The following is a 25,006-nucleotide window of genomic DNA, read 5'->3' on the forward strand; positions in this document are numbered from 1 at the left end:
CTCAGGACGTCGCGACCGGCTCGGCCAGCGAGCCGGCGGTCTCGCCCAGCAGGGGCGAATCCACTGGTAGATAGACCTGCAGGATACCCGGACGCACCTCGAATCTCACCCGGTCGCGCTTGACCGGTTCGCCATCGAGGTTCATGTCCAGACCTTCGGCGGCTTCCAGCTCAACCCAGGGCAGGCGTGCGCGGATAAACATCTCTTCGGTGCTGAAGCCCTTGCTGAGGAATTCGCCAAGGGTACCGAGCACGTCCTGGGACGCCGGCAGGATGCCTACGTCGAGCAGACCATCGTTGACCACGGCGGTGGGACAGAGCACATGGCCACCGCCCGCCTGACGACCATTGCCGATGCCCAGGGCGAGGAATTCACCCTCCCACTCGAAACCCGGCCCGCGGAAATGGCCGTGGGCCGAATGCACCTCGGCGAAGCGGGTCAGGCCGGTGAGCAGATAGGCCGCCCCGCCCAGCAGGCGCTTGAGTTCACCCGGGGTGTTGGCGGTGACCTGGGAGCCGAAGCCACCGGTGGCCATGTTGAGGAACAGTTGACCATCCGCCGCGACCAGGTCGATGGCGCTGGTCGGGCCGTCCAGCAGCGCCAGGGCCGCCGCGGGTTCTACCGGCACCCCCGCTGCGCGGGCGAAGTCGTTGGCGGTGCCCAGCGGCAGCAGACCGAGGCGCGCCTGGCTGTGGTTCTGGGCCATGGCTTCGGCCACGGCGCGCAGGGTGCCGTCGCCACCGGCCGCGACCAGGATGCCATAGCCCTCTCGGGTCGCCTGCTCGACGAAGCGCGCCGCATCGTCTTCTTCCCAGGTTACCCGCACATCGATGCGATGACCGGCGGCACGCCGTTCGAGAATGGCCTCTCGAACGTCCTCATTACCGGTTTCCTTGCCATTGAGAATGACCAGGGCTGCGTCAGCCAGGGTGCCTGTCGTCGTCATGTCTGTCGTCCAAGGTTGGCGCTGTGCGGCGAGATGCCGCGTCAGGTACCGGGCAGAGCCCGGCGTGCGATTCTGGAGACTAGGACTGTGGCCCAACGGCCACGTTCAGTCCTGACGATCGGTTGGCTAGGCCTTGAGCAATTCCGCGAGGGGAATGAAGCGCACCAAGTCACCGACGGCGAAGGTGCGGTCCTCGCGGATCTCCACCAGACCATGGGCCCAGGCCGCGGTTTGCAGCACATTGGAGCCCTGGTTGCGATGGGGCACCGCCCGGCCATTCTCCAGGCGCGCGCGCTGGTATTCACGGCGCGCCCCGGCTCGCGGCCAGTCGAAACCCGCCGGTACCTCGACGCTCAGCGGCGCCACGTCGATCTTGCCGGCCCGGCGCAGCAGATAGGGCCGCGCCAGCAGGCCGAAGGTCACCAGGGTCGAGGCGGGATTGCCCGGCAGGCCGATCAGCGGGATACCGCGGAAACGCCCACAGGTCAGCGGCTTGCCCGGCTTGAGCGCCAGCTTCCACAGGGTCAGCTCGCCCTCTTCGCGCAGTGCCTGGCCCAGATAGTCGGCCTCCCCCACCGAGACACCGCCGGTGGACAGGATCAGATCGGCCTGCAGCGCGCCGAGCCGCTGGCGGGTCTCGGCGAGGTCGTCCGGCAGGATGCCCTGGTCCGAAACCTCGCAGCCCAGCCGCCGCAGCCAGCTGATGAGCAGGGCACGATTGCTGTTGTAGATCTGCCCCGGTCCCAGGGGCTGCCCGGGCGCCACGAGTTCATCGCCGGTGGACAGGACCGCGACCTTGGGGCGGCGAAAGACGTCCAGCCGGGCACGCCCGAGGGAGGCCGCGACGCCCAGTTCGACCGGGCCCAGGGCCGTGCCGGCTGACAGGACCTCGTCCCCCACCTTGACCTCGTTGCCGCGGCGGCGGATGTTGCGCCCCGCTCGCAGTTGCTCGACGAAACGGACCCGACCGTCGTCCAGCACCTCGGTGTTCTCCTGCATTTCCACGCAGTCGGCACCCGCCGGCACCGGCGCGCCGGTAAAGATGCGCGCACAGGTGCCTGGCTCCAGCGGCGCCGGTGCCTGGCCGGCGAAGATACGCTGGGAAACCCGCAGCGGCTCGCCCTGCCAGTCATCCAGGCGCAAGGCATAGCCGTCCATGGCACTGTTGTCCCAGGGCGGCAGGTCCAGGTCGGCGATCAGCGGAGCGGCCAGGATGCGCCCGTCGGCGTCTTCCAGGGCGACGCGCTCCTGGGGCAAGGGACCGTCTTCGGCGGCCATGGCCAGCAACCGCGCCAGGGCCTCTTCCAGCGATAGCAGGCTCATCCGCGCGGCCCGCAGGGTTCGGCCTGCTTCAGATGCGGCACGAAATTGCAGGGGCGATGACGGTTGTCCAGCTGCTCGGCGAGGATGCCGTCCCAGGCGGTGCGGCAGGCATTGGTCGAACCGGGCAGGCAGCAGACCAGGGTGCCGTTGGCCAGACCGGCCAGGGCACGGGACTGCACGGTGGAGGTGCCGATGTCGGCCACGGAGATCTGGCGGAACAGCTCGCCGAAGCCGTCCACCTGCTTGTCTAGCAGGCAGGCCACGGCTTCCGGGGTGCTGTCGCGACCGGTGAAGCCGGTGCCACCGGTGATGAGCACCACCTGCACCTGGTCTTCGGCGATCCAGTGGGCGACCTGGGCGCGGATCCGGTAGAGGTCATCCTTGAGCAGCACGCGGTCGGCGAGGAAGTGGCCGGCGGCCTGCAGGCGGTCGACGAACAGCTGACCCGAGGTATCGGTCTCGAAGGTGCGGGTGTCACTGACCGTGAGGACGGCAACGTTCAGCGGTACGAAAACCGCCTCGGCTTTATGGCTCATCTGCTTGGGTTTCCGAAGAGTGCGAAAGAAAGGGTGCAGCGGAAGACCGCTGGACGGGCAGCGGGTTTCCCGTGGGTGAGGTGACCAGGGGTGGCCAGGAGGCGAGCGCTCCGGCAGGGAGGCTCGCTGTCGGCCACCAGGGTCAGGGAAGACATCCGCGCGGGCTGCATAGCGACAGCCTAGAGGAAAAGCCGACGCCCCTTCAACCCGCAGGGGCGCGACCGGCCATGGCTAGCGCTGGCGCTGTTCGCCCTCGGCATGGCTGTCCCACTTGATGGGTCGCGGATCGGCGATGTCGTTGGCGTCCTGGCTGAAGCGACCATATTGCGGCGCGATATCCGGGTCCTCTTCCCAGGTCGCCTGCTGGGTGAAGGTGCCGGCCTTGCGATCGAAGGTGAGGAAGTGCCGGGCCGTCTTGCCACCCCAGTCCGCAGACGGCAGCGAGATGAAATCCACCTGGTACTTATCGTCGGTCAGTTGGCCATGCACCACGTAGACGCCATAGTGCTCCTCGCCCGGCGAGATGATCTTGTAGACGCCATTGCTGTAGTAATAGAGGGTGGCGTCGGGATAGGGCTTCTTCTCGTAGAGCTTTTCGTAGAACAGCTTCTGCCGGATGGTCGGCTTGCCGAAGGTGACCTTGATCGAGGGCGGTTCGCCACCGCCTGCGCCAAAGGCGGGCAAGGCCGCCAGGGCCAGGGCGGAAAGCAGCATCGTCTTCATCGTTTCCAAACTCCTTCTGGGCAGGGACTCCCCTCCACCAGGCGGAGGGGGTCAAAGGTGTCTAGTACGCCCCTTTGCAGGACACGCCCGAGTCTAGTCCAGGGCGCCTACCCGAACAAACCCCGCCAGAGCCGGCAGCCAGGGCGGAAACCGGGCTAGGATGGGCGCCCGCTTCCCACGTCCTGACACCTGAGGTCTTCTGCATGTCTCTCCTGCCCGCTTCCATCCTGATCCTTGCCGGCGGGCGCGGCCAACGCATGGGCGGGCGCGACAAGGGCCTGGTGGAATGGCAGGGCCAGCCACTGGTGGCCCAGGTGCAGGCGGCGGTGCGAACACTGACCGATGACCTGGTGATCTCCTGCAACCGCAACGCGCTGCGCTATGCCCAATGGGCCGACCAGCTGGTGGCCGATGACCAGCCGGACTTTCCCGGCCCCCTGGCCGGCATCCTCGCCGGCCTCGCCGTGGCGCGGCATGACTGGGTGCTGCTGCTGCCCTGCGATGCGCCCCGTATCGATACCGCCCTCGCCCGGCAACTGCTGACCGCGGCCCAGGCGAGCGACGGCCCGGTGATGGCGCGCCAGGGTGGCTACTGGCAACCGCTGTTCAGCGCCCTGCCCCGGCGCCTGCTGCCGGCGCTGCGCCAGGCCTGGGCAGGCGGCGAGCGCAGTCCGCGAGGCGCCCTGCTGCCGCTGGGCCTGACCGCGGTGGATTTCGCCGAAGACGATATCCGCCTGGCCAACTTCAACGATCCCACAGCCCTGGAAAGCGCGATCCGACCCTAGGTTCTGTACGAAAAGTCGACGAGCGAAGGTCAGGCGAGGCGAAAAAGGCTGAGGAAGCGGAGTTTACGAGCGGTAAATGAGCATTCCGAAGCCTTTTTCAACGAAGCATCACCGAGCGCAGGCACTTTTCGTACAGAACCTAGCGACCCATCGAGCCAGAGGGTGTGACTCACCGGTTCCCGGACGAACTTGACCCCGCGCCAGCGGTCCTAAGGCCGCTTGGTTGCCAAGAAAGGAGACCGTCACATGAACAAGCACCTGTTCCCCGCCGTCCTGTTGGTCGTCGCCAGCGCCCTGCTCGCCGGCTGCTCCACGCCCAGCGTCATCACCCTCAACGATGGCCGCGAGATCCAGGCCACCGACACGCCGAAGTACGATGACGACTCTGGCTTCTATACCTTCAAGCAGCTCGACGGCAAGCCGACCCGCATCAACAAGGATCAGGTTCGCACCATCAAGGAGCTCTGATTACTGCCCGGCGCGATTTTTTTTACCTAACCCCTTGTGCTTGCATGAGTTTTAGGTAGAATGCGCGCCATCCATTACGGAGCGTAGCGCAGCTTGGTAGCGCGTCTCGTTCGGGACGAGAAGGTCGCTGGTTCGAATCCAGTCGCTCCGACCAATCTGATCCGCCAGGATCACCCCAAGGCCCGCCTAGTGCGGGCTTTGTTGTTTCTGGGGTTTGGTTATTTGCTTTACCTGCGGTGGCGGCCGACGAATGAACAGGCCGAGCAGCGAATCCCCTCAGGCTGAATTGCCAGCGGGCCGAGGCCCAGGCACTGATCGAACAGCAAGGCCAGCCGCGCAATGCCTGGCGCTATCTGGGCCAACGACGAGCCGCCCCGTTACATGAGCCCCAGGAGGCTCAGTCCCGTTTTGCCACGTCCTTTCACACGTGCGCTGCGTGCTCGGCCGACTCTTCTTCCTTGTCTGCAAGCCCCACCGTCCAGTGCCCGCCGTTCTCTTGGATCAGGCGCAGCAGGTCGTAGGTTCTGATCATGTCGAGAAGACCAGAATGACCGTAAGCGTTTGGTGAGAATGCGGGATCGGTACGCTTGAGGTACTGCCCAAGGGCGCTCAGGGTAACCTTGCCTTCGCTGGTTCCACCTGCAAGCAGAGAGACGGCGTCCACCACAAATCTTGGTCGCCGTTTGACGACTGGCTTAGTGGGTTCGGGCTTAGTGATTTCCTGCTTGGAATTTGTTTCGGCTTTGGCCGCTGGCTTGTCGGCATGCTCCGAAGCAGGCTCCTTTAGGTGCTCCTCGCGGCGCCACTCAAAGAACTGGTCGCTGGCATTACGTAGTGCGTCTGGAGTCTTGGGTTCACCGACTATGCAGACGGTAGCGCCGCGCTCTCTGAGCTTGCGGCACAGGTAGGCAAAATCGGAGTCGCTGGTCACCAGGCAGAACGTATCCGCACGGTGATCAAAGAGCGCCTCCATTGCATCGAGAGCCAAGGCGATATCAGAGGTATTCTTACCCGCTGCATATTGGTACTGCAGGCATGGCGTAAAGGCCAATCGGACCAGGGCCTCCTGCCACTTATTGGCCAAGGTGCCGTGATTACCATACCCCCTTCTCAGAACGACACGTCCGAACTGCGCCACAACGCGCAACGCGTGCTCCAGAATCTCGGGCGATACGTTGTCGCAATCTACGAGTACCGCTACACGCGTTTCTCCAGCCGGAGTGAAAGCTCCCATCCCTGCTCCTATCGAGTGATCCACTGCTTGAAAGGCTTTATTCAAGCCAGTCCCATAAACCAACGATGCGCGGGGTGACGTGAGCAAGTCAACGAAACGCAGCTTGATCAGCAGCGCCAACCATATCGACACGGCCAACCCAAGCGGCAGCATTGCCGCAGCTGACCTCTCGCCAGTCACTATGGGCCCACGCATCCAAGCGCAGTACAGTTGATCGCGACGGAGAGTTGGCAGGCATGCTCGAAGCGCATCAGCCCGCTCCTCCTGGCCGGCGAAAGGCCTCAGGTAATCGCCCACGCCACGCCGACAAGCTGATCCCGGTCTCAGCCTACTAGGGGCCGCGCAGCACGGGGCTGCACCCGGCGCGCGCCGTTGTCCCCCCGCCACACCTGCGGGCTAAATGTGTGGGTTTTTCTGCACCCCTGTATCCGACCTCAAGCCGCGCCAGTAACGGCCGACAAGCTCAACAACGCCTATCAAAAAACCCTGCAAATCCCTGCACTAGCGGGGGTACACGTTCCGCTGACCCTACTGCCAGAATTCAAGGACGAAAAATGCTGATCCATCTTCAAGATTTCGCAAAAAGAGCTATCAAAGGAGAGTCGGACGCTTACCTATTTTCTCTATGGATAGCCTATAAAAATCTTAAACGTCCAGGAAGACTGAGCGATCGGATCAAGGAAAAACTTTCCGATAGAAAAGAAAAATATTAGATATAGACATCAAAAAGCACAGAATCAATTACTTCAATATCCTAAACAAATTAAAGCCGACACAGATAGTAGAGGCGTCCAAACCACCCAGACTTGGAAGATTAAGGGCAAGAAACTTTCGCGGCTTCGGATGCCTTAGCGATGAAGACAAAGGAACTCAAATAATATTTAATGAGTTTAATAATATATTTTATGCACCTAACGGCGGAGGAAAAACGTCCCTATGCGAGGCAATTGAATTCCAAGTAACAGGATCAATAAAAGAATCTATAAGACGGAAGGAAAAAATCGCTGACTATATTCGCCGAGGTGAGGGTCGCCCCACGCTGTCTTTGCATGACATACATGGCGAAAATTTCCCAAAAACCGTTGCACTAAGCAGCTGCTTTATAGATAGAAATAGACTGCAAGAGTTCTCCTTGCTCGGTAGTAAAGATACAAAGTTCGAACAGGGAGATGTTTTAGCTCTCTTGCTTGGACTAGAAGACCTAGACGAACTAATTAGAAGATTTGTTCAACCAGTAAATTTTAATTTAAGCAGCCTACGCCTCCAAAGCCATCAGGACCGCCTTACAAATTTAGATCAAACAATCAGACTTCATAGCGAAGGAAAGCGATCAGCTCAAGAAGAAATATTAACTAAAAAATCATATATTGCGGAACTGCTAGATTTAACCGCTTACACTTCTGGCGGCATTCATCTCAGAAGAAACTATTTCAACGCATTATTAAAACATAGAGAAAAGAAGCTATTAGAAGCAGTCGCAGAATCGAAAATTCATATCATGCGAAAGGTAGGAATAGCTGCGCTTTTCAGAAAGATCCGCCACACCTTAGAACAATACCAAAAAGCAAAAGCAACACTGATAGACAACGCCTCTAGCGTACACTATGAAGCGATCTACAATGCCATAGAGAGATTTGGGAAAGCCGCACAGGAAAAATCAGAGTGCCCGGCATGCTTAACCTCACTTGATAAGACGACTACCAACCCATTCGAAACAGCATCTGCAGAACTGCAGAAATTGCAGTTGATTTCTTCGACCAACACTCGAATTAGAACTTTAGAAAAGAACCTGGCATCTTATATAATTCTACTTAGACCCGCAGTTCAGCAGATAGAACAAAACAAGAAAGAAGGTGTTGATCTAGAGGCATACACCGGCTACTTCCTAGTGAACACCTTTAAGGAATGCACTGCAAATGTCGAACATGACACTACAACTATTGCGCGCCTCCTCGAAGCTTTAGATATACTTTACTTAGAGCACAAAGAAGCGATTGATAGATATTGCGACGAATGTCTTCAACAATTCCAACGACGTGCCTTCGCTGCTGCCGGAAAGGCTGAAGCCCAGACGAGAATTGGTAATCTAAGGGACAAAATAGCGCTAGTTGACGCAGAGCTAAACGCTCTGAGGCAACTTTATCGCCGATTTAAGGCAGAAAACAATTCGCTATATGCAGAGATCAAAAATCGTCCAGACCTATACCATAGCGCACAGAGAGAGATTTATTTCAATAGCTTCTTAAGCGAAGTACAAGGCCAATACAAAAAGCTTTACGCAGACCTTATAGAATATAAGGTGGAACTTGAATGCTCTAAACTTAGCGGCATTGAGAGGAAGGCTACCGCCTATTACCAAGCAATCAACGACCACGATGATGATTCAGAAAAGATAGAATCAATAGCTTTTGTCAAAACAGACAGCTCCTACATCATTGAACTTCTATGCAAAAACAAAAACACTTTAAATGCGTTCTCCTGCCTCAGCGAAGGGCATTTAAGGTCACTGGGCCTATCCTTACTATTAGCACTAGCAGAGAAACACCAGTACCCTTTCATCGTCTTTGATGATGTGGTAAACGCCATTGACTCTGAGCATAGAGCTAACATAATTGCCCTATTTTTTTCCGATCCCTATTTGAGCAGTACTCAAAAGATCATAACAACTCACGACCGTCTTTTCTGGGAAAGGTACTGCAACAGCAACCAGAAGTTACACGGCACCAGCCAACTCGCAAGCAGAGTTTTGAAACACACAAATAGAGGAATCGTTTTAGTTGAGTACAACGTAGGATTCGAAGATAAAATAGGCGCCGCCCTCGAAATCTCTGACATTCGACAAGCGCTAATTTACTGCCGAATCTGGCTAGAAACGATGACATTGCAATTCTGTACATCAAGAAAAATATCAGTTACAGCCGAGTTCTCTGATAGACACCATCATAGACAAGGTAATCTATTAGAAATTTCTTTAGAAAAAATCTACGAAATAGCATACGCAGAAGTCATCAGAGATCAGGAAAACATCAACCTATTAAAAAGAGATCTTATTTATTGGAAGGCGCAAAACCAAGAGCATCATGCATTCGAAGAAAATAGCTTCAACTTCGCCCATGCAAAAACTAGCTCCGAAATATCCAACATTGTTAGGGCACTTCACAAACTCGACCTTCAGCTAAATGCAAAGGACAGGCTAGAGGAGCTACGCAAAAGAAGAATTAAAGCCGCCCAAAAACATGCTGCAGCGAATAGAGAGGTCAGCAATCCAATGTTCTTGGAGAACGCCCATTATCTCATCGCCCAAGAAAAGCAAAGACTTTTAGAAGAGCACGAAAAAACTCTAACGCTATTAGAAAGTGACATCCTATACGCGGAGCAATTTCTTGACGGCCCCTAAGCTTTATCGAGATTGTGTTCCAAGTTCAGTCCAGCCCAGAAAATAGATCATAGCTGCATGCGGGAATTTGAGCGTCCGGTGGTTTCTCGACGGAATTTCCAAACTCGCCAATACAGCGTCGCGACTACGAATGCCTTCCAGATTTCTCAGAGCTTCCAAGCCGAGAGATAGACTCGCCGCTGCCTCCAATCGAATGGCATACCGAATGGGTATGTATGCCAACGTGTATGCCAGCACTTTCCTCACCCGCTTGAGTACAGCAAGGAAGCGGCATACAGCACTCAGTGTTGACGTAGTCGCTTGACAGGATCACCTGTAAAAGCCCGCCTAGTGTGGGCTTTGTCGTTTCTGCCGTTCAGCTTTAGCGCCCCCAAAGCAGCACTACCCTCCCCCTACCGCCGACTCAACGCCAGCTTCGCCGCGAACAGCAGAAAGACGACCCCCGTCACCCCATCCAGCCAGCGGATCACTGCGGCCTTGCGCAGGGTCTCGCCCAGGGTGCGGGTGGCGCCGATCAGGATCAGGGATCAGAGCAGGCTCAGCAGCACATGGATGGCGACCAGGCCGAAGGTCCAGGCGATCAGGGGTTGGCCCTGGGGGATGAACTGGGGCAGGAAGGACACATAGAAGATGCCGATCTTGGGATTGAGGACATTGCCGAGCAGGCCTCTGAGAAACCAGTTGGAGGCCGTACCGCCCTCGCCTGTCGTGGGTGCGAGGGCGGTACGGGGGCGCAGCAGCAGGTTGAGGCCAAGCCAGCAGAGATAGGCGGCGCCGCAATACTTGAGCAGCGTATAGGCCAGTTCCGAGACCGCCAGCAACGCGCCCAGGCCAAAGGCCACGGCGGCGCCCCAGAGCAGGCAGCCGGCATTGATTCCCAGGGCCGCGCGCCAGGCCTGGGCGCGGCCTTCGACCGCGGCGGTGCGCAGGATCAGGGCGGTATCCAGGCCAGGGGTGAGGGTGAGCAGGGAGGCGGCCAGGGTGAAGGCCAGCAGGTTGTCGGCGAGGGGCATGGCGGGACCTGTTGCGGCGTGTGGCTCGCAACGGTAGCACGCGCCAGGACAGTGATCAGCCTGCCCCCTGTATCGCGAGGCCGCCCGCAGGCGGCCATGACGAGGCTCAGCCGGCGGCGCGGAAGGCCGGTTCCTGGTCGGCGATGTAGCGGGCGGCGGCGCGGCGAGCTTCCAGTTCGAAGGCCTGGGGATGGCGGTCGACGATGCGCTCCAGGGTGCCACGGGGAATGCCGTCGGCTTCGAAGTCGGTACGGCATTGCAGGGCGCCGGCGTGGCAGACGTTGCGCTCGACGGCTTCGATCAGGCCACCGGCGCGCAGGCTCTTGACGATGTTGTGGGGCAGACGACGACTGCGGCGCAGGGCGGCCGTGGCCGTGGCCAGAACGTCGAGAACCTCGTTTTCCACCGGGCTGAAGAGACCGTTGCCAAGCTTGCCCTTCTGCAGCAGGTAACGACGGGAGAGCAGATTGCCTTGGCGTTCGAGGGCCTCTCTGGCCGCTAGATCGAGGCGACCGCGGCTTTCCAGGCTGCGCTCTAGCGCGATGAGAAATTCCCAATCGGTGATCTGAGAAATCTGGGTGATGACTGCGTCCATGAAGCGCTCCTTGCCAGTCGGGAATAGATGGCACATTGATAGCGTTCGGCGTATTTGGTTCCCTGCCAAAGGGGCTTGCCGACGGACGTCATATCATTTGGCCAGTGCCACCGTAGTCATGCCGACGAACGTCTTCTTTCCAGGCATCAACGGTGGGATCGCCCGACGTGGGTCGAGGGCGATTGGGAGATCGACAGGCAGGGGGTGCTAGCGGCGCGGCAGCAGGTTTTCGACCAGCTGGCTGAGGTCGGCGACACTCCAGGGCTTGGGCAGGAAGGCGGCGCGACGCGGCAGGATGGCGAGGTCCTGGTCGATGTAGCCGGAGATGATGATGAAGGGCACCGTGGGCCAACTGACGGCGGCCAGCTGAGCGAAGGCCAGGCCGTCCAGCATGCCTGGCACGTTGACGTCGGCGATGACCATTTTAGTATCGCTGCCGCGGGCGTCCATGTGCGCCAGGGCCTCGTCGCTGGAAGCCACCGCCACGACATCCAGTCCCTGTTCGGTCAGGATTTCGGTCAGCAGCTCGCGCTGCCCCGGATCGTCTTCCAGAACAAGAATTTGTCTTTGTATATCAAGGCTTCTCGGCTTCATGGCAGCTCAGACATCGGATGCCGGAGAGGTTCTCCGCAAACTTACCTAACGGTCACCTGAGAGAGGTGAGCGGTACACTGGCAAATGGCCGCCAAAGCCGCGCCGCGCCTGGCTTTCAGCCTGGCAAAGGAGGATGCCAGACGGCCTCGGACGGCGCGCCGGTGAAGTTTTTTCGCCGCTTGGCTGTCTGAGGACCATACCGCCCCATTTTGCCTGCGCAAGGATTCCGCCCCCCGTGAGCCGACAGCACCCACCCCGCAAGGCGCGGGTCGATAATTCAGCGACGAGCGATGTTTCGCACGAGGGCAAGAACATCTTCTTCGCCGCGGTGGAAACGACGCGGATGCCGATGCTGATCACCGATCCCAACCAGCCGGACAATCCGATCCTCTTCGCCAACAATGCCTTCACCGAGATGACCGGCTACCAGGTGGACGAGCTGCTGGGGCGCAATTGCCGGTTCCTGCAGGGGCCGGAGACGGATCGCTCGGTGGTCGCCCAGGTTCGCGAGGCGGTGGAGCAGGAGCGCGAGGTCTCGGTGGAGATCATCAATTACCGCAAGGATGGCTCGACCTTCTGGAATGCGCTGTTCGTCTCGCCGGTGTACAACGAAGCGGGCGAGCTGACCTACTACTTCGCGTCCCAGCTGGACGTCAGCCGCCGTCGCGACGCCGAGGATGCCCTGCGCCAGGCGCAGAAGATGGAGGCCCTCGGCCAGCTCACCGGCGGTATCGCCCACGACTTCAACAACCTGCTGCAGGTGATGATGGGCTATATCGACATCATCCAGCGCACCGCGGAAAAGCCCAGCTTCGACCAGGAGCGCATCGTTCGCAGCGCGACCCATGCCAAGTCCGCAGCCGAACGCGCCAGCACCCTCACCCAGCAATTGCTGGCCTTCTCGCGCAAGCAGAAGCTCGAAGGCCGGGTGCTGAATCTGAACAACCTGATTCGCTCCTCCCACGAACTGGCCGAGCGGACCCTGGGCGATGTGGAGATCCGCACCCAGCTGGATCCGAACCTGTGGAATTGCCGCATCGATCCGACCCAGGCCGAGGTGGCGCTGCTCAATATCCTGATCAATGCGCGGGACGCCCTGGCGGATCGAGCGCAACCCAGCCTGGGCATCGAGACGCGCAACGTCGAGGTGCGCGAACTGGCCAACATGTCCTACGACGGCCTCATGCCGGGCCGCTATGTCAGCCTGGCGATCACCGACAACGGCCACGGCATGCCGGCCAGCATCCGGGACCGGGTGATGGATCCCTTCTTCACCACCAAGGAGGAAGGCAAGGGCTCGGGGCTGGGTCTGTCGATGGTCTATGGCTTCGCCAAGCAATCCGGCGGCACGGTGCGCATCTATTCGGAAGAGGACGTTGGCACCACCCTACGCCTGTACTTCCCGGTGGACGACAGCCACATCACCCATCAGCAGGGCGAGCAGCGCTCGGAGCGCCGTAATGGCACCGAACGCATCCTGGTGGTGGAAGACCGCCCGGACGTCGCCGAACTGGCCAAGCTGGTGCTGGAAGACTATGGCTATACGGCGCAGATCGCCTTCAACGCCAGCGAGGCCCTGCGCGTGCTGCGGGAGACCGAACAGCCCTTCGATCTGCTCTTCACCGATCTGATCATGCCGGGCGGCATGAACGGCGTGATGCTGGCGCGGGAGGTGAAACGCCTGCATCCGGAGATCAAGGTGCTGCTCACCACCGGCTATGCCGAGAACTCCCTGGAGCGCACCGACATCGGTGGTTCGGAGTTCGATGTGATCTCCAAGCCCTATATCCCCAACGATCTGGCGCGCAAGATCCGCCGGGTACTGGATGGCCCGAACGGGATCGCCTAAGCATCGCGCCGCGCCAGCCGGTACCGACGTATCGGTATGGCCGGGTGACCGCCTGTCACAGTGGCCTGGCGCCGGCGACAGCATTAGACTGACCATTAACAAGGTGCGGGTCTTGCCGTCACCCTCTCCCGCCGAGGTCTTTCGGCGTGCTGCCGTCACTGCCTGCACCTTGCCGCCGCCCTGTCGAGTCCGCTCGGGGCGCAGGCTGGGCCGCGTATATCCTGTGTTTTTCGCTTCCGCCACCACGAGGTCCGGTCATCCATGAGCTCTCCCAGCCAGTCAATTATCGCGACAGGCAATGCCGGTCTGGATCAGGTGTTACGCGGCGGTTTGCCCAAGGACCGGCTCTATCTGCTGGAAGGCACCCCGGGGTCGGGCAAGACCACCCTGGGCCTGCAATTTCTCTTCGAGGGGGTGCGCCGAGGCGAGTCGGTGCTGTACATCACCCTGTCGGAAACCAGCGAGGAGCTGCAGAGCGTCGCCGAATCCCACGGCTGGAGCCTGGAGGGCATGCACCTGTTCGAACTGTCGGCTGCCGATGCGGTGCTGGGCGGCGCGCAGGAGCAGACCATCCTGCATCCCTGGGAATCCGAATTGGGCGATACCATCGAATTGATCCAGACCCGGGTGAATGAGCTCAAGCCAAGCCGACTGGTGTTCGACAGCCTGTCGGAGATGCGCCTGCTGGCCCAGGACCCGCTGCGCTATCGACGCCAGGTGCTGGCGCTCAAGCAATTCTTCGCCGGCCGCGGCCTCACCGTCCTGTTGGTGGATGACCTGACCACCAGCGGCGGCGAGCGGGACAATCACCTGCACAGCCTCTGTCACGGGGTGCTGACCCTGGAACGCCTGACCCTGGACTTCGGCGCCGCTCGTCGCCGCCTGCAGATCCAGAAGCTGCGCGGTCGGGACTTCGTCGCCGGCTATCACGACTTCACCATCCGCCATGGCGGCCTGGAGGTCTATCCGCGGATGATCGCCGCGGGGCGCTACCAGGATTTCGCCGGCGAACCGGTACCCAGCAGCATCGCCGACATGGATGCCCTGTTGCACGGCGGGCCCTTGCGTGGCACCAGCACCCTGATCACCGGGCCGGCCGGCACCGGCAAGACGACCCTGGCCCTGCAGTACGTGATGGCCGCCTGCGCCCGGGGCGAGAGGTGCGCCCTCTATGAATTCGACGAGCGCATCGGCACCCTGCTCAAGCGTGCGGAAAGCATGGGGATGCCGCTGCTGCGCCATATCGAGGAAGGCCTGCTGGTGGTTCACCAGATCGATCCCGCCGAGCTGTCTCCTGGTGAATTCGCCTGGCGCGTGCGGCGAGACGTCGAGGAGGACAACTGCCGGATGCTGGTGCTGGACAGCCTCAACGGCTACCTCGCCGCCATGCCCCAGGAACAGCAGTTGATCCTGCAGCTGCACGAATTGCTCTCCTATCTGAGCCAGTCCGGGGTCGTCACCTTTCTCATCAACCCCCAGCATGGCCTGGTCGGCTCGATGACCTCCAGCCTGGACATCTCCTATATCGCCGACACCGTGGTGCTGATTCGCTTCTTCGAGGCCCAGGGACGCCTGCGCAAGGCCATCTCCATCCTCAAGCATCGCGGGGGTGGCCATGAGGATGCGATTCGGGAATTGCGCATCGATACCCGGGGCATCCGCGTGGGCCAGCCCCTGGTGGACTTCCGCGGCGTGCTGACCGGGACCCCGGAATACTTCGGTGCCAAGCAACCCCTGATGGAAGAGCGCGATTGACCGAGACCACGACGCCGGCCTGTGAGCTGATCATCTGCGCCCCGTTGCGGGGTGACGCGGCCAGTCTGCAGCGCCTCTTCACCCAGGGCTACCACACGCGTTACCTGGCCAGCCTCGACGAGGTCGCCGCCGCGCTGGGCGACGAGACGGGCATCATCGTGTTCACCGAAGAGGCCCTGCGCCAGGACCTGCAGGCGCTGGCGGAGGCGCTGGAGCGGCAACCGACCTGGTCGGATATCCCGCTGGTGCTGCTGGCCTCCGACGCCAAGCGCTCGGGCCGCGGCAATGACCTCCTGCGTCGGCAGCTGCCGGCGGCGACCACCAATCTGGTCATCCTGGAGCGCCCGCTGAGCGGTGCCTCCCTGCTGAGCAGCGTGGCCGCGGCCTGGCGTTCGCGCCTGCGCCAGTTCGAGATGCGCGACCGCCTCGCCGAACTCGCCCAGGAACGCGAGCGCATGCAGACACTGCTGGAGAACCTGCCGGTCGGCGTGTGCTTCATGGACAGCGAAGGCCGCACCCTGGTCAGTAATCCCTTCTATGAGCAGCATGTGCCCGGTCAGCGCATCCCCTCCCAGCAACCCGAGGAAGCCACACGCTGGACCGCGCTCGACGACAATGGACGCCTCTTGCCGCCCGAGCGCTTTCCGGGTGCCCGCGCCCTGGCTGGCGAACGGGTCAAGGGCCAGGATTTCTATCACACCACCGCGACCGGCGAGGAATCCTGGTTGCGGGTAAGCGCGGTGCCCCTGCACGACGCCACCCAGCGGATCATCGGGGCGACCACGGTGATCGCCGACATCAGCGACGAAAAGCGCGCCGAACTGGCCTTGCGCCGCTTCAACGAAGAATTGGAATTCCAGGTCGAGGAACGCACCCGGACCCTGGCCCACACCCTCAGCGAGCTGCAACGGGAAACCGTCGAGCGCAGTCGCGCCGAGGAGCAGTTGCGCCAGTCACTGAAGATGGAAGCGGTCGGCCAGCTCACCGGCGGCATCGCCCATGACTTCAACAACATGCTGACCGGGGTACTGGGCGCCCTGGATCTCATGAAGATCAAGAACAAGGGCCAGCTGGCGGGCCTGGAGCGCTACATGGAGGCCGCCCAGCATTCGGCGCACCGGGCGGCGGCGCTGACCCAGCGGCTGCTGGCCTTTTCCCGGCGGCAATCGCTGGAATCCCGGCCAATGTCTGCCAATGAGCTGATCCTGGCGCTGCAGGACCTGCTGCAACGCACGGTGAGCGAGCAGATCTCGGTGACCCTGGCGCTGGCCGATGACCTGCCCTGGATCCTGGCGGATGCCAACCAGCTGGAGAATGCCTTGCTCAACCTGGTGATCAATGCCCGCGATGCCATGCCGCACGGCGGTGTCATCACCCTGGAGACCTATCCGCTGACGGTCACCGAGCCGGGTAGCGGGGATGATGCGCTGGCCCTGGGCGACTACGTCTGCCTTGAGGTCCGGGACACCGGGACCGGCATCCCCGAGCGCCTGCTCGGCAAGGTGCTCGAACCCTTCTTCACCACCAAGCCCCAGGGCCAGGGCACGGGGCTGGGTCTGTCGATGGTCTATGGCTTCGCCCGGCAGAGCAACGGCCGCCTGACCATCGCTAGCGACACGACGGGGACGCGGGTCTGCGTCTGCCTGCCGGCGGCCGAGCAGCGCCGCGAACCCAAGCGGATCGAGCCGGCCGAATTCGTCCAGGGCGCTGGCGAGACCATCCTCCTGGTGGAGGACGACGATGCGGTGCGGCTGGTCAATCAGGAAGCGTTGGAAGCCCTGGGTTATCGCGTCTGGAGCGCGGCCGAAGGCAAGGCCGCGTTGCACCTGCTGGAGCAGATCCCGCGGCTGGATCTGCTGGTGACCGATGTGGGCCTGCCGGGCCTCAATGGTCGCCAGCTGGCGGAGGTGATCCAGCAGCTCAGGCCGCGGCTGCCGGTGCTGTTCCTCACCGGCTACGCCGAGGGCGCGCTCAGTAGGACCAGCTTCCTGGGTGGTAACATGGAATTGATGACCAAGCCCTTCACCCTGGACCAGTTGGCCGCGCAGGTCGCCGCCATGCTGTCCGGGTCCGCCAATCGGGCCGTGGTGCCCTCCTGAGGTCGCCGCTGCCCCACGACCTGACCAAGGCACCCATGACCACCCAGATCCGCCCCGCCCGCCGCACCGACGCCGCCCGTATCCATGCATTGATCGTCGAACTGGCCGACTACGAAAAGGCCATCCACGAGGTCCTGGCCAGTCCGGCCCAGATCGAGGCCACGCTGTTCGCCGCCGACACCCCGACCCGCGCCCTGGTCGCCGAGCAGGAAGGTGTGGTGGTGGGCTATGCCGTGTATTTCTACAGCTATTCCACCTGGTTGGGCCGCAACGGCATCTACCTGGAAGACCTCTATGTGAGCCCCAGCGCCCGCGGCACCGGCCTGGGCAAGGGCCTGCTACGCGAGCTGGCCCGCGAGGCGGTGGCCAACGATTGCGGTCGCCTGGAATGGAGCGTGCTGGACTGGAACACGCCCGCCATCGACTTCTACGAAAGCCTGGGTGCCCAGGCCCAGAGCGAATGGGTACGCTATCGCCTGGATGGCGCCGCGCTGCGGGATTTCGCCGAAAGCGGGCGATAGGCTTTCGTAGGTTTAGTTAAGCGCAGCGAAGCCCAACGCGACGGGACGCGACATCGGTAATGGCAGTTGCAGTTATGACGATCCGCTGCTGCCAGGGGACGCCAATCGCGGCCATGGGCCGCTCCTACAGATTCCGCCCCCCTGTAGGAGCGGCCCATGGCCGCGATCAGCGCCGTAGCGTGGAAAACGGCGCAGCCTTTTCCGCTGGGGCTTCGGCATGGGGCTTGCCCTCACCCCAGCCCTCTCCCAGAGGGAGAGGGGGTTGTCCGAGTGAGAATCAGATCTTTGCCATTCCTGAAAAATCGCAAGCGACCGGTACAAGCCGGACCGCTCTGATCAACACCTATTACAGATCCGCCAACTCCACCTGCGCCGGGCGGCGTTGCATCAGCACCTTGCCGTGGCGGATGGAATACAGCGGCAGGCCCTGGCTGCGGACCATCTCGTAGTCGCTCTCGGCGGACAGCACCAGCAGATTGGCGGGGCGCCCCTCCTCCAGGCCATAACGGTCGCCCAGGCACAGCGCTTTGGCACTGTTCACCGTGACCAGATCCAGCGCCGACTGCAGGTTGCGATAGCCGAGCATATGGCAGATGTGCAGCCCTGCTTCCAGCACCCGCAGGATGTTGCCGTTGCCCAACGGATACCAGGGATCGACGATGGAATCCTGGGCGAAGCAGACGTTGAGGCCGGCCTCCAGCAACTCATTGACCCGGGTCACGCCGCGGCGCTTGGGAAAGCTGTCGAAGCGGCCCTGCAGGTGAATGCTCTCGGTGGGGCAGGAGATGAAGTTGATGCCGGCGTGGGTCAGCAGGCGAAACAGCTTGGCGCAGTAGGCGTTGTCGTAGGAGCCCATGGCGGTGGTATGGCTGGCGGTGACCCGCGCGCCCATGCCGCGGCTGCGCGCCTCTTCGGCCAGCACCTCCAGAAAGCGCGAATGCGGATCGTCGGTCTCGTCGCAATGGACGTCCACCAGGCAACCAGTACGCTCGGCCAGGTCCATGAGGAATTTCACCGAGCTTACGCCCTGGTCGCGGGTGTATTCGAAGTGCGGAATGCCGCCGACCACATCGGCGCCCAGGCGAATCGACTCCTCCATCAGCTCGCGGCCGTTCTTGAAGGACTCGATGCCCTCCTGGGGAAAGGCGACGATCTGCAGATCGATCAGGTGGGCGGTTTCCTCGCGCACCTCCAGCATGGCCTTGAGTGCGGCCAGCGACGGATCGGTGACGTCGACATGGGTGCGCACGTGCTGGATGCCGTGGGCGGCCAAGGCGCGGATGGTGCGCTTGGCGCGGGTTTTGGTGTCTTCCTGGGTGATGGTGGCCTTGCGCTCGCCCCAGCACTCGATGCCTTCGAACAGGGTGCCGCTCATGTTCCAGCGTGGCTCGCCGGCGGTGAGGGTGGCATCGAGGTGGATGTGCGGCTCGACGAAGGGCGGCACCACCAGGTTGCCAGCGGCGTCGATGTCGTCCGGCCCCACCGCGGGGGGCATCAACTGCTCGGCGATGGCAGCGATGCGCCCGCCTTCGAGGCGGATGTCGTACAGGCCTTCGCGGTCACGCAGGCGGGCGTTGAGGATGCGCATGGTGGATCTCCCTAGAGCGAGGCAGGAGCAGTAGTACGCCCCCGAGTCAGTCCATTGAACACGCCATAGGCCAGTGCCGCCACCCCGATACCCACCAGCGGTGCGACCCAGGGTGAGCCGAAGGCGGCGATGGTGCCCAGTCCATAGGCGGCCAGGCCCGGCCAGTTGTAGTGCGGCAGGCGGGCCTCGGCGAGCAGTGGATAGCGCCCGCGATGGCGCAGCCAGAAGTCGGCGACGATCACCCCGCCGATGGGCGGGATCACCGTACCGAGCAGGACCAGATAGGGCACCAGCAGGTCGTACATGCCCAGCACCGCCAGGGCGGTGCCGATCAGGGCGCCGGCCAGGGTCACGGTCTTGCGGCGATCGGTACGCACCAGGTTGCAGCCGGCCACGGCGAAGTTGTAGATGGTGTTGTCCTGGGTGCTCCAGATGTTGAGCAGCAGCATGGCCAGGGCGGCGGTGGCGAAGCCCTGCAGCATCAGCACCTCCACCACGTCGGGCTGCTGGTAGACGATGGCGCCATAGGCGCCGATCAGCACCATCAGGCCGTTGCCGAGGAAGAAGCCGATCAGGCTGGCCAGCACCGCCACTCGCGTGGAGCGGGCGAAGCGCGTCCAGTTGGTGGCCTGGGTGGCGCCGCTGACGAAGGTGCCGAATACCAGGGTGATGGCGGTGGACAGGTCCAGGCTGCTGCTGGGTTGGATCGCCAGCAGGCCGGCCAGGCCGCCGGCCTTGGCGGTGGTCACGCTCATGGACAGGATCAGCAGCAGCGCCATGGCCGGCACGGCGATCCAGGAGAGGATCTCCAGGCCCCGGTAGCCGATGTAGGCGGTGGCGCAGAAGCCCAGGCCGAATACCGCCATCAGCGCCAGCACCGCGCCCTGCTCCAGGCCGAAGTATCTGCCTAGCACCACCGCGGCGGTGGCCGTACCCCAGGCGTACCAGCCGATCTGGGTGAAGCCGAGGATGAGGTCGCACAGCTTGCTGCCGCGCTCGCCGAAGGCGAAGCGCCCCATCAGCACCGAGTTGAGGCCGCTGCGACAGGCGATATGGCCGAGGGCCGCGGCATAGAGACCCAGCAGCAGATTGCCGAGGGCGATCACCAGCAGCAGGTCGGCGAAACCGAAGGCCACCCCCAGCTTGCCGCCGGCGAACATGGTGGCGGTAAAGAAGGTGAAGCCCAGCAGCACCATGGCCAGGGAGGCCAAGCCCCTGCGGGCCTCGGGCGGGACTTCGCTCAGGGGGTAGTCGTTGCCAGCGTTGCTCATGGCGATCTCCTCGGGATGGGCGTGTCTGTCCTTAGCAGTGCCCGTGCCAGGCATCGTCGAGCGGCGTGGCAGAGCCGTGGCGTAGCCGCAGGTCCGCAGCTGGGGCCCACCTTTGGTGCAAGGGAGCGCCCCCGTGCCTTGGCCGGGGGCGGTCAAGTGTGAGACGGTTGCCGCGGCCGTCTCACAAGGAAAAGATCATGACCACGCCACGCCTCGCCGTCCTGGGTTCCGGTCTCATGGGCATCGGCATCGCCGTGCATCTCGCCCGCCACGGCCATGCCGTGCGCCTGCAGGATGTCGACCCCGACCGTCTCGCCGAGGTGGCCGCCACCGCGCGCACCCTGCTCGCCGAGCTGGAAGAAGCCGACATTGCCGTGGACACCGAGGCGGTCGTCGCCCGCCTCACGACCACGACCGAGCTTGCCGATCTCGCCGACTGCGACCTGCTTTTCGAAGCCGTGCCCGAGCGCCTGGAGCTCAAGCACAGTCTCTATGCCCATCTCGAAGCCGTGCTGCGCCCGGACGCTCTGATCGCCAGCAACACCAGTGGCCTGCCCCCGGACGATCTGGCCGCGCACCTGCGCCATCCCGAGCGCCTGCTGATCGCCCACTTCTGGAATCCGCCACACTTCATTCCCCTGGTGGAGCTGGTGCCCGGCACGGCCACCCTGCCCACGCACCTGGAGTCCGTGCGCCAACTGCTGGAAGCCGCCGACCTGGAGGCCGTGGTGTTGCAGCGGGCCATTCCCGGCTTCGTCGGCAATCGCCTGCAATTCGCCCTGTTGCGCGAGGCCCTGCACATCGTGCAGAGCGGCGCGGCGGATGCCGAGACGGTGGATCGGGTGATGCGCGCTTCCCTGGGTCGGCGCTATGCCATGGTCGGCCCCCTGGAGGCGGCGGACATGGGCGGGCTGGACACCTTTCGCGACATCGCCCGGCATCTCTGGCCGACCCTGGCGCGGGACGAGGCCCCGCTGCAGCTGCTGGAAGACCAGGTGGCCGCCGGCCGTACCGGCCTGCGCAGCGGCCACGGCTTCCATGAGTGGGACGCCGCGCGGCGCGAGCGCATCGTCCAGCGGCGCCTGCACCAGCTGCGCCATGCGCTGAAGCCATGAGCCGCACCCCGCCGGGTCTGCCCGGGCTGGAAGACTACGCCGACATCCGCCAGCGGGCGATCCGCTCGCTGTTCGAGATCATCGAGCAGACCAGCAACGGCACGGTGATCGTCGATCGCGAGGCGCGCATCGTCTGGATCAACCAGAGATACGCCCAGCACTTCGGCCTGCCGGATGCCGCCGCCGCCATCGGCCAGCCGGTGGAGCAGATCATTCCCCACAGCCTCCTGCGCGAGGTGGCACGCAATGGCCAGCCGATCCTGCTGGACATGCTGGAGACCCGCAACGGACCGCTGGTGGTGATGCGCCTGCCGATCCATACCGACGAGGGCGAACTGATCGGCGCCATCGGCTTCGCGCTGTTCGACCAGTTGCAGCAACTGGCGCCGCTGGTGACCCGCTACCTTCGCATCCAGGAAGAACTGGCCACCACCCGGCGCTCGCTGCAGCATGCGCGCACCGCCAAGTACGGTTTCGGCCACTTCGTCGGCAGCGGTCCGGCCAGCCTGGAGGTCAAGCGCCGCGCCCGGCGCGCCGCCGCCAGCGAGGCCGCGGTGCTGCTGCTAGGCGAGACCGGCACCGGCAAGGAGCTGCTGGCCCATGCCATCCACGGCGCCTCGCCGCGGGCCGGGCGGCCCTTCGTCAGCATCAATGCCGCGGCCATCCCGGAAAGCCTGCTGGAAGCGGAATTCTTCGGCACCGCGCCGGGTGCCTTCACCGGCGCCGAACGACGCGCCCGCCCGGGCAAGCTGCAGATCGCCCAGGGCGGCACCCTGTTTCTCGACGAGATCGGCGACATGCCCCTGGCCTTGCAGGCCAAGCTGCTGCGGGTGCTGCAGGAAAAGGAGTACGAACCCCTGGGCTCCAACGAGGTGCTGGCCTGCGACGTGCGCATGATAGCCGCCACCTCCCGCGACCTGGAGACCGCCGTGGCCGAGGGGCGCTTTCGCGCCGATCTCTATTACCGCCTCAATGTGCTGCCGATCCGCATCCCGCCGCTGCGTGAGCGCCTGGACGACCTGGCGGTGCTGGCCGAGGCCATCCTCGACAGTCTGCCCCAGATAGGCGGACAGCCCACCCCTGAACTCACCGCCGATGGGCTGGCGCTGCTGCAGCGCCAACCCTGGCCCGGCAACGTGCGCGAGTTGCGCAACGTGCTGGAGCGCGCGGTGCTCTTGGGTGACGACAGCCAGCTGGACGCCAGGGCACTGGCCGCGGCGCTGGATGGGGCCCCCGCACCTGCCACAGCAGGTCAATCCCTCCCTGGCCCGAGCGGCGAAACCTATGCCGAAGCCCGCCAGCGCTTCGACCGCGAGCTGTTGCAGGACACCCTGGCCGCCTGCGGCGGCAAGGTGGACGAGGCCGCCCGGCGTCTGGGTCTGGGGCGGTCTACGCTGTACAAGAAACTAGTGGCCTTGGGGCTGACGTCTCAAAATTGAGATATATCTACATAAAGAGACAGCCTGTAGGAGCGGCCCATGGCCGCGATTGACAATCCATCGCGGCCATGGGCCGCTCCTACAGGGTCCACCCGTAGGTTGGGTTGAGACGGCTCTATCGTCGAAGCCCAACATTGCTGGCCTCGGGGCGATGTTGGGCTTCGCTTCGCTCAACCCAACCTACAGGGTCCAACTTTTGAGACAATTTATCGCTAGCCGGCGAAGATCGAAATAAAAATTCATGCAAAACAATAGCTTATAAAGCTGGCACGGTTCTGGCTCCTGTGTTCAGGCGATCCCTGTATCGCCCTATAACAACAAGAACCGCTTCGCCTCAGGCGAAGCTCTAGGAGAAGCCATGAGTGTCCTGATCGCACTCGCTGCCCTGGCGCTGCTGATGTTCGCCGCCTACCGGGGTTTCAGTGTCATCCTCTTCGCCCCCCTCGCCGCCCTCGGCGCCGTGTTGCTCACCGATCCCTCCGCCGTGGCGCCCGCCTTCACCGGGGTGTTCATGGACAAAATGGTGGGCTTTCTCAAACTCTACTTCCCGGTGTTCATGCTCGGGGCCCTGTTCGGCAAGCTGATCGAGCTGTCGGGCTTTTCCCGCGCCATCGTCGCCGCCGCCATCCGCCTGCTCGGTCGCGAACGGGCCATCCCGGTGATCGTCGCGGTCTGCGCCCTGCTCACCTATGGCGGCGTCTCGCTGTTCGTGGTGGTCTTCGCCGTCTATCCCTTCGCCGCCGAGATGTTTCGCCAGAGCGACATTCCCAAGCGACTGATCCCGGCCACCATCGCCCTGGGCGCCTTCTCCTTCACCATGGATGCCCTGCCCGGCACCCCGCAGATCCAGAACATCATCCCCACCAGCTTCTTCCAGACCACCGCCTGGGCCGCGCCCTGGCTGGGCCTGGCCGGGTCGCTGTTCGTCATCGCGGTGGGCCTCACCTACCTCGGCAGCGCTCGCCGCAAGGCCCGCAACAGTGGCGAAGGCTATGCCAGCGTGCCGCTGCGCAACGAACCCGAGACCGCCGCCGACCTGCCGCTGCCCAACCCCTGGCTGGCCCTGGCACCGCTGGTGCTGGTGGGCGTGCTCAACCTGCTGCTGACCCGCTGGATTCCCGATTGGTACGGCGCCACCCATAACCTGGCGCTGCCGGGCATGGCCAAGCCAGTGACCCAGGAGGTGGCCAAGCTGACCGGCATCTGGGCGGTGGAAGGCGCGCTGCTGGCGGGCATCCTGCTGGTGCTGGCCACGGGTTTCGGCGCCATCCGCGGGCGGTTGGCCGAGGGCAGCAAGACCGCCGTCTCCGGCGCCCTGCTAGCCGGGATGAACACGGCGTCCGAATACGGTTTCGGCGCGGTGATCGCCGCCCTGCCCGGCTTCGTGCTCTTCGCCCAGGGCCTCAAGGCCATCCCCGATCCGCTGATCAACGAGGCGGTGAGCGTGACCCTGCTGGCCGGCATCACCGGCTCGGCCTCCGGTGGCATGAGCATCGCCCTGGCCGCCATGAGCGACACCTTCATCGCCGCCGCCAATGCCGCGGGCATCCCGCTGGAGGTGCTGCACCGGGTGGCGGCCATGGCCAGTGGTGGCATGGACACCCTGCCGCACAACGGCGCGGTGATCACCCTGCTGGCGGTGACCGGCCTGACCCACCGCGAAGCCTATGGCGGCGTGTTCAAGATCACCCTGATCAAGACCGTGGCGGTGTTCTTCGTCATCGCCCTCTACTACCTGACCGGCCTCGTCTAAGG

The 25,006-nt window shown here is 62.9% G+C and carries 20 protein-coding genes, 1 tRNA gene and 1 pseudogene; 12 read left to right on the top strand and 10 right to left on the bottom strand.

The genetic code is table 11. The features are described 5' to 3' along the window. Position 1 precedes the first annotated feature (1 nt). The 4 genes from yegS to C722_RS0117830 form a co-directional block, all read right to left on the bottom strand. On the bottom strand, positions 2-946 hold the full coding sequence (yegS, locus tag C722_RS0117815) for a lipid kinase YegS (RefSeq protein ID WP_017641815.1): 945 nt from the start codon (positions 944-946) through the stop codon (positions 2-4). Between the two features lie 126 nt (positions 947-1,072). After that, complete coding sequence (glp, locus tag C722_RS0117820) at positions 1,073-2,269, bottom strand: gephyrin-like molybdotransferase Glp (protein ID WP_017641816.1); 1,197 nt, start codon at positions 2,267-2,269, stop codon at positions 1,073-1,075. After that, entirely contained in the window at positions 2,266-2,805 is a 540-nt protein-coding gene (gene moaB, locus C722_RS0117825) for a molybdenum cofactor biosynthesis protein B (RefSeq protein WP_017641817.1), read from the bottom strand. The genes glp and moaB overlap by 4 nt, the downstream gene beginning before the upstream one ends. A 231-nt stretch (positions 2,806-3,036) precedes the next feature. After that, the gene (locus tag C722_RS0117830; protein WP_017641818.1) at positions 3,037-3,528 is read right to left on the bottom strand and encodes a hypothetical protein; all 492 of its coding nucleotides are present in this window, start codon (positions 3,526-3,528) and stop codon (positions 3,037-3,039) included. 203 nt (positions 3,529-3,731) lie between these two features. On the opposite strand from C722_RS0117830, the gene mobA reads away from it, so the two are divergent. The 3 genes from mobA (at position 3,732) to C722_RS0117845 (ending at position 4,935) form a co-directional block, all read left to right on the top strand. Next, positions 3,732-4,313, top strand: coding sequence for a molybdenum cofactor guanylyltransferase MobA (gene mobA / locus C722_RS0117835; protein WP_017641819.1), 582 nt, complete (start codon positions 3,732-3,734; stop codon positions 4,311-4,313). Between the two features lie 246 nt (positions 4,314-4,559). Further along, positions 4,560-4,781, top strand: a complete 222-nt coding sequence (locus C722_RS0117840; RefSeq protein ID WP_017641820.1) for a YgdI/YgdR family lipoprotein — start codon at positions 4,560-4,562, stop codon at positions 4,779-4,781. A gap of 77 nt (positions 4,782-4,858) precedes the next feature. Beyond that, positions 4,859-4,935, top strand: a tRNA-Pro gene (locus C722_RS0117845). 267 nt (positions 4,936-5,202) lie between these two features. Here the strand turns inward: C722_RS0117845 and C722_RS0117850 are convergent. Beyond that, a complete protein-coding gene (locus tag C722_RS0117850) occupies positions 5,203-6,015 on the bottom strand; it encodes an NYN domain-containing protein (RefSeq protein WP_026083927.1) in 813 nt (270 codons plus the stop codon). 554 nt (positions 6,016-6,569) lie between these two features. On the opposite strand from C722_RS0117850, the gene C722_RS26285 reads away from it, so the two are divergent. Together C722_RS26285 and C722_RS26290 are read left to right on the top strand one after the other, a co-directional pair. Next, a complete protein-coding gene (locus tag C722_RS26285; protein WP_157225850.1) occupies positions 6,570-6,728 on the top strand; it encodes a hypothetical protein in 159 nt (52 codons plus the stop codon). A gap of 419 nt (positions 6,729-7,147) precedes the next feature. After that, positions 7,148-9,412, top strand: coding sequence for a hypothetical protein (locus tag C722_RS26290; protein ID WP_157225851.1), 2,265 nt, complete (start codon positions 7,148-7,150; stop codon positions 9,410-9,412). A 392-nt stretch (positions 9,413-9,804) separates the two neighbouring features. Here C722_RS26290 and C722_RS25115 read toward each other — a convergent pair. The 3 genes and pseudogenes from C722_RS25115 to C722_RS25120 form a co-directional block, all read right to left on the bottom strand. After that, positions 9,805-10,425, bottom strand: a pseudogene (locus tag C722_RS25115) (LysE family translocator). 106 nt (positions 10,426-10,531) lie between these two features. Continuing rightward, a complete protein-coding gene (locus C722_RS0117865) occupies positions 10,532-11,020 on the bottom strand; it encodes a hypothetical protein (protein WP_017641824.1) in 489 nt (162 codons plus the stop codon). A 207-nt stretch (positions 11,021-11,227) separates the two neighbouring features. Beyond that, on the bottom strand, positions 11,228-11,614 hold the full coding sequence (locus C722_RS25120) for a response regulator (protein ID WP_017641825.1): 387 nt from the start codon (positions 11,612-11,614) through the stop codon (positions 11,228-11,230). 235 nt (positions 11,615-11,849) lie between these two features. Here C722_RS25120 and C722_RS0117875 point away from each other — a divergent pair, with 235 nt between their 5' ends. The 4 genes from C722_RS0117875 to C722_RS0117890 all read left to right on the top strand — a co-directional run bounded on the left by C722_RS0117875 (position 11,850) and on the right by C722_RS0117890 (position 17,838). After that, positions 11,850-13,463 (top strand): hybrid sensor histidine kinase/response regulator, encoded by a 1,614-nt coding sequence (locus tag C722_RS0117875; RefSeq protein ID WP_026083928.1) that lies wholly within the window; start codon positions 11,850-11,852, stop codon positions 13,461-13,463. A 261-nt stretch (positions 13,464-13,724) separates the two neighbouring features. Then, positions 13,725-15,218, top strand: coding sequence for an ATPase domain-containing protein (locus C722_RS0117880; RefSeq protein WP_026083929.1), 1,494 nt, complete (start codon positions 13,725-13,727; stop codon positions 15,216-15,218). Then, positions 15,215-17,317 (top strand): ATP-binding protein, encoded by a 2,103-nt coding sequence (locus C722_RS0117885; protein ID WP_017641828.1) that lies wholly within the window; start codon positions 15,215-15,217, stop codon positions 17,315-17,317. Before C722_RS0117880 ends, C722_RS0117885 begins: the two co-directional genes overlap by 4 nt. Positions 17,318-17,352: 35 nt before the next feature. Continuing rightward, the gene (locus tag C722_RS0117890; protein WP_017641829.1) at positions 17,353-17,838 is read left to right on the top strand and encodes a GNAT family N-acetyltransferase; all 486 of its coding nucleotides are present in this window, start codon (positions 17,353-17,355) and stop codon (positions 17,836-17,838) included. Between the two features lie 346 nt (positions 17,839-18,184). Here C722_RS0117890 and codA read toward each other — a convergent pair whose 3' ends face one another. Together codA and codB are read right to left on the bottom strand one after the other, a co-directional pair. Further along, a complete protein-coding gene (gene codA, locus C722_RS0117895; protein WP_017641830.1) occupies positions 18,185-19,426 on the bottom strand; it encodes a cytosine deaminase in 1,242 nt (413 codons plus the stop codon). Positions 19,427-19,437: 11 nt separating this feature from the next. After that, entirely contained in the window at positions 19,438-20,697 is a 1,260-nt protein-coding gene (gene codB, locus C722_RS0117900; protein WP_017641831.1) for a cytosine permease, read from the bottom strand. Between the two features lie 197 nt (positions 20,698-20,894). Here codB and C722_RS0117905 point away from each other — a divergent pair, with 197 nt between their 5' ends. From C722_RS0117905 to C722_RS0117915, 3 genes are all read left to right on the top strand, one after another. Then, positions 20,895-21,812 carry a 3-hydroxyacyl-CoA dehydrogenase family protein gene (locus C722_RS0117905; RefSeq protein ID WP_017641832.1) on the top strand — a complete coding sequence of 306 codons (918 nt, stop codon included), beginning with the start codon at positions 20,895-20,897 and terminating at the stop codon, positions 21,810-21,812. Continuing rightward, positions 21,809-23,251 carry a sigma-54-dependent Fis family transcriptional regulator gene (locus C722_RS0117910; protein ID WP_017641833.1) on the top strand — a complete coding sequence of 481 codons (1,443 nt, stop codon included), beginning with the start codon at positions 21,809-21,811 and terminating at the stop codon, positions 23,249-23,251. Before C722_RS0117905 ends, C722_RS0117910 begins: the two co-directional genes overlap by 4 nt. Positions 23,252-23,609: 358 nt before the next feature. Beyond that, the gene (locus C722_RS0117915; RefSeq protein ID WP_017641834.1) at positions 23,610-25,004 is read left to right on the top strand and encodes a GntP family permease; all 1,395 of its coding nucleotides are present in this window, start codon (positions 23,610-23,612) and stop codon (positions 25,002-25,004) included. The last annotated feature ends 2 nt before the right edge of the window (positions 25,005-25,006 follow it).

The organism is Pseudomonas sp. 313 (assembly GCF_000316965.1).
In the GTDB taxonomy this organism is placed as follows: Bacteria; Pseudomonadota; Gammaproteobacteria; order Pseudomonadales; family Pseudomonadaceae; genus Chryseomonas; species Chryseomonas benzopyrenica.